General features: G+C 65.9%; 3 protein-coding genes. 2 read left to right on the plus strand and 1 reads right to left on the minus strand.

The genetic code is table 11. The features are described from left to right. The coding region (locus tag VL752_RS04585) for a purine-cytosine permease family protein (protein WP_408863057.1) at window positions 1–966 on the minus strand (966 nt) is incomplete at its 3' end. 174 nt (window positions 967–1,140) lie between these two features. Between VL752_RS04585 and urtA the strand changes: the two genes are divergently transcribed. Next, window positions 1,141–2,523, plus strand: coding sequence for an urea ABC transporter substrate-binding protein (urtA, locus tag VL752_RS04590; protein ID WP_325352631.1), 1,383 nt, complete (start codon window positions 1,141–1,143; stop codon window positions 2,521–2,523). A gap of 146 nt (window positions 2,524–2,669) precedes the next feature. Further along, a partial coding sequence (gene urtB, locus VL752_RS22235; protein ID WP_408863058.1) for an urea ABC transporter permease subunit UrtB occupies window positions 2,670–4,945 on the plus strand: 2,276 nt, incomplete at its 3' end.

Below are 4,945 nucleotides of genomic sequence, written 5' to 3' on the forward strand. Positions count from 1 at the left end.
GGGCGAGGCGATGGTGCCGAAGGCGAGGCGATACATGGCCGCTGGCTGCACCGCCTCGTCGGACACGATCCCGCTTTGCAGCGCCGCATAGGCGAGGAGGCTGCCCGCCAGAAGTTTGATGACGTCGATCGCGATCCAGCCTGGGCCGCCCAGCAGCAGCGCCGTCCACCACCGCCTGCCGCCGATGGTGCCGCGCGGCGGCAGGAAGCGAATGAAATCCACCTGCTCGGCGGTTTGCGTGATCATGGCGAAGAGGATGGAGGCGGCGGCGCCGAAGCCCGCGAGATCGAAACCCGCATGGCCGGAGACGCCGGCAAAACGGGTCCATCCCGGCAACCAGTCCGGATGCGTGACCAGCACGGCCACGATCGGCACCAGGTTGAGAATGAACCAGACCGGCTGGGTCCACAGCTGGAAGCGGCTGATGAAGGTGATGCCGTGGGTAACCAGCGGCACCACCACGACCGCGCACAGGATATAGCCGAGCCACTCCGGCACGCCGAAGAAATGCTGCAGCATCGAGGCGAGGATGACCGCCTCGATCCCGAAGAAGATGAACGTGAAGCTCGCATAGATCAGCGAGGTGATGGTCGAGCCGATATAGCCGAAGCCCGCGCCCCGGGTGAGCAGGTCGATATCCACCCCGGCCCGCGCCGCATGGGCGCAGATCGGAATGCTGATGACGAAGATCATCACGCTGACGAAGGCGATGGCGAGAATGGAATTCTGGAAGCCATAGGCGAGCGTGATGGTGCCGCCGATCGCTTCCAGCGCCAGGAAGGAGACGGCGCCGAGGGCAGTGTTCGCCACCCTGAGCGGCGTCCATTTCCGCGCGCTCTTGGCGGTGAAGCGCAGCGCGTAGTCTTCCAGCGTCTGGTTCGCGACCCAGCGGTTGTATTCCCGCCGCTGCCGCGTGATGCGCTGGCGCGCGAGCCGGGCCGAACCTGCGGGCGCCCCGATCCTCATCGCCTTATCCGAGCCCGCATTATTCTTCTGCCCATGGGTCCGCCATCAAAGCACGGCCACCCGCACGCGCCCTACGCGGTTTCGCGTATGGGCCGCAGGGGGGCCGAAAGCTCACATTCCCGTCAAGTCGTAGCAACGACGCTGCCCTATTGCACGGAAACAGGAGCCGAGACGATGACAGACGATATCCAGCCGGACACCACGCCTGCCACCGCCGCACCGAAGGTCGAACTCGGCCGCCGCTCGCTCGGCGGGCTGTCGATCGCCGCCGCCGCCGCCGCGACGCTTGGCGGCGCCGCCATCGGCACGGTCGCCAGCACCCGCCCGGCGCGGGCCCAGGCCGCCGGCACCATCAAGGTTGGCATCATGCACTCCCTCTCCGGCACCATGGCGATCAGCGAGACGCCGCTGAAGGAAGTCATGCTGATGCTGATCGAGCAGCAGAACGCCAATGGCGGGTTGCTCGGCCAGAAGCTGGAGCCGGTGGTGGTCGACCCCGCCTCCAACTGGCCGCTGTTTGCCGAGAAGGCCAAGCAGCTGCTCTCGGTCGACAAATGCGCCGCAGTCTTCGGCTGCTGGACCTCGGTCTCCCGCAAGTCCGTGCTGCCGGTGTTCGAGCAACTGAACGGCATCCTGTTCTATCCGGTCCAGTATGAGGGCCAGGAATGCAGCCGCAACATCTTCTACACCGGCGCCGCCCCGAACCAGCAGGCGATTCCGGCCGTCGACTATCTGATGGACACGATGCACGTGAAGCGCTGGGTTCTGGCCGGCACCGACTATGTTTATCCGCGCACGACCAACAAGATCCTGGAAGCCTATCTGAAGTCCAAGGGCGTCGCCGCCTCCGACATCATGATCAACTACACCCCCTTCGGCTATTCGGATTGGCAGGGCATCGTCTCCCAGATCAAGAGCTTCGGCTCCGCCGGCCAGAAGACGGCCGTGGTCTCCACCATCAATGGTGACGCGAACGTGCCCTTCTACAAGGAACTCGGCAACCAGGGCATCAAGGCGACCGATATTCCGGTTGTCGCCTTCTCGGTCGGCGAGCAGGAACTGGCCGGCATCGACACCAAGCCGCTGGTCGGCCACCTCGCCGCCTGGAACTACTTCGAGAGCGTGGACACCCCCGCCAACGAGCAGTTCATCGCCGACTTCAAGAAGTTCGCGAAGAACGACAAGCGCGTGACGAACGACCCGATGGAAGCCGCCTATATCGGCTTCAACATGTGGGTGAAGGCGGTCGAGAAGGCGAACACGACCGATACGGATGCGGTCATTGCGGCGCTGCCCGGCATCACCGCGCCGAACCTGACCGGCGACTATTCGGCGATGATGCCGAACCACCACATCACCAAGCCCGTGCTGATCGGCGAAATCCAGGACAACGGCCAATTCAACGTTGTCTACGAGACGCCGGGCACGGTCGTGGCGCAGCCCTGGTCGCCCTATCTGCCGGAATCGAAGGACCTGATCGGCGATTGGCTGCCGCCCATGAACTGCGGCAACTACGATGTCGTGAAGGGCAAGTGCCTCGGCAGCAAGGCGAGCTGAGGACGTTTCGGACAGACGACGCCTGTTACCAGAACGTCGCCCGCGGAGCTGGTCCGCGGGTCTCCCCCTCCGGGCGCTTGCGGCGTCAAGACGGGTGGATGCGCGGACCGGCTCCGCGCATGACGCTTTTCAGAGGAGCGCGGCCATTGCCTCGGCGTTTCAGACTCTCCCCTTCCTGGCGCAGCGCCTGGCTGGGCGTTCTTCTCCTGCTTGCGGCCGCTCTTCCTCTCACCCTCTCCGCCGCGCATGCGCAGTCAACGAGTGGGACAACGGCCGCGCAGCCTGACCCTTACGCCGGTCTCGCGAGCCCGGATTTCGATACGATGGTGAGCGCCGTGCAGGCGATTGCCGTGTCCGGCGATCCGCGCGCCCGCGTCGTGCTCAAGGCGCTCGGTGACAACGAACTCTATACCTGGAAATATCCGCGCCCCGACCACGCGCTCTTCATCCATGACATGGATGCGCATGTCTGGCTGAACGCGCGGACGGGCGCCAAAATCCCGACGCCTCCGTTCATGAACGTCCGTAAGGTGATCGCCAATACGATGGTCACCGGCGCGGTCGCGACCGCCATGGGGGTGATGGATCTCTCCGATCCCTCGCCCGCGAAGCGCCGCACCGCGGCCGAGGCGATTTTCGAATCGCCCTCGTCCGACACGTTGGCGATCGTGCAGAGCGCGCTGAAGCGCGAGCAGGATGGCTCCGTCCGCACGACCCTGGCCCAGGCGCAGGCGGCGGACCAGTTGATGACGCCCACGACGGATGACGCGACGAAGCTCGCCGCCGTGAAGATCATCGCCGCGCGCGGCGACCTGACCGCGCGCAACGAACTCTCCTCCCTCACCGGTCTTTCGAAGCCGGTGCAGGCCGCCATCGCCGCCGCCATCACCCATATCGATTTCCAGCTGAAACTGTGGAACTGGCTGGAGACCGTCTATTACGGCATCAGCCTCGGCTCGGTCCTGCTGCTCGCCGCCGCTGGCCTCGCCATCACCTTCGGCGTCATGGGCGTGATCAACATGGCGCATGGCGAGATGGTTATGATCGGCGCCTACGTCACCTTCGTGGTGCAGCAGGTGATCCGCGACAACGCGCCAGACCTGTTCGGCGCCAGCCTGCTGATCGCCATTCCGCTCGCCTTCATCGTCGCCGGCGCGATTGGCATCGCGATCGAGCGCACGCTGATCCGTTGGCTTTACGGCAGGCCGCTCGAGACATTACTGGCGACGTGGGGGTTGTCGCTGATTCTGCAACAGGCGGTACGCTCGATCTTCGGCGCCAACAACCGCGACGTGGGCTCGCCTGGCTGGATGAGCGGGGCGATGGAACTAGGCGGCCTGACCCTGATGGCGGCCGATCCCAACAGGCGCTTCGACGCCGCGCAAGCCGTGTTCAAGTCGCGCGAGGCGGCCGCGCTGCCGGCGCTCGACAAGGCGCTCGCCGCCGAAAGCAATGCGCGCGTCAAGCAGGCGCTGGCGGAAGCGCGCGCCGCCATTATCGTCACGCAAGCCGACGCCCCCGACGCCGACAAGATCGCGGCCATCGCGCTGATCCGCGACCGCGGCGATCAGGAGGCGCTCGGCCTCATCCAGAGCCTGCCGGCCGACCTGCCTCCGCCGGTGCGGGCTGCCGCGCTCGCCGCCATCGCTAAGATCCAGAATTCGCTGGCGCTATGGAGCGGCGTGCAGAACGCCTGGTACGGGCTCTCGCTCGGCTCGGTGCTGCTGCTTGCGGCCATCGGCTTGGCCATCACCTTCGGCGTCATGGGCGTGATCAACATGGCGCATGGCGAGATGGTGATGCTCGGCGCCTACACCACCTTCGTGGTGCAGGACGTCATCCGCGCGCACAACCCGGCGCTGTTCGACTATTCGCTGGTCATCGCGGTGCCGCTCGCCTTCCTGGTCGCCGGCGGCGCCGGCGTCGTCATCGAGCGCAGCATCATCCGCTTCCTTTACGGCCGCCCGCTGGAGACGCTGCTTGCCACCTGGGGCCTGTCGCTGGTGCTGCAGCAGGCGGTGCGCGTCGCCTTCGGCCCGACCAACAAGGACGTCGGCAACCCGTCCTGGATGAGCGGCGCCTTCGATCTCGGCGGCATCACCATCACCTATAACCGGCTGTGGATCATCGTGTTCACGCTCGCGGTGTTCGTCGCGCTGTTGGCGATGCTGCGTTTCACGCGGCTCGGCCTCGAAATGCGCGCGGTCACGCAGAACCGCGCCATGGCGGCGGCCATGGGCATCCGCACCGCACGCATCGACGCGCTCACCTTCGGGCTCGGCTCCGGCATTGCCGGCATCGCCGGCGTCGCGCTGACCCAGATCGACAACGTCTCGCCCAATCTCGGGCAGGGCTACATCATCGACTCGTTCATGGTCGTCGTGTTCGGCGGCGTCGGCAATTTGTGGGGCACGCTGGTCGG

This window comes from Acidisoma sp. (genome assembly GCF_035492295.1).
Lineage (GTDB): Bacteria > Pseudomonadota > Alphaproteobacteria > Acetobacterales > Acetobacteraceae > Acidisoma.

Bases quoted from the DNA above. Each gene is read 5' to 3' on its own strand.
- urtA (WP_325352631.1), top strand. From the start codon at position 1,141: ATGACAGACGATATCCAGCCGGACACCACGCCTGCCACCGCCGCACCG.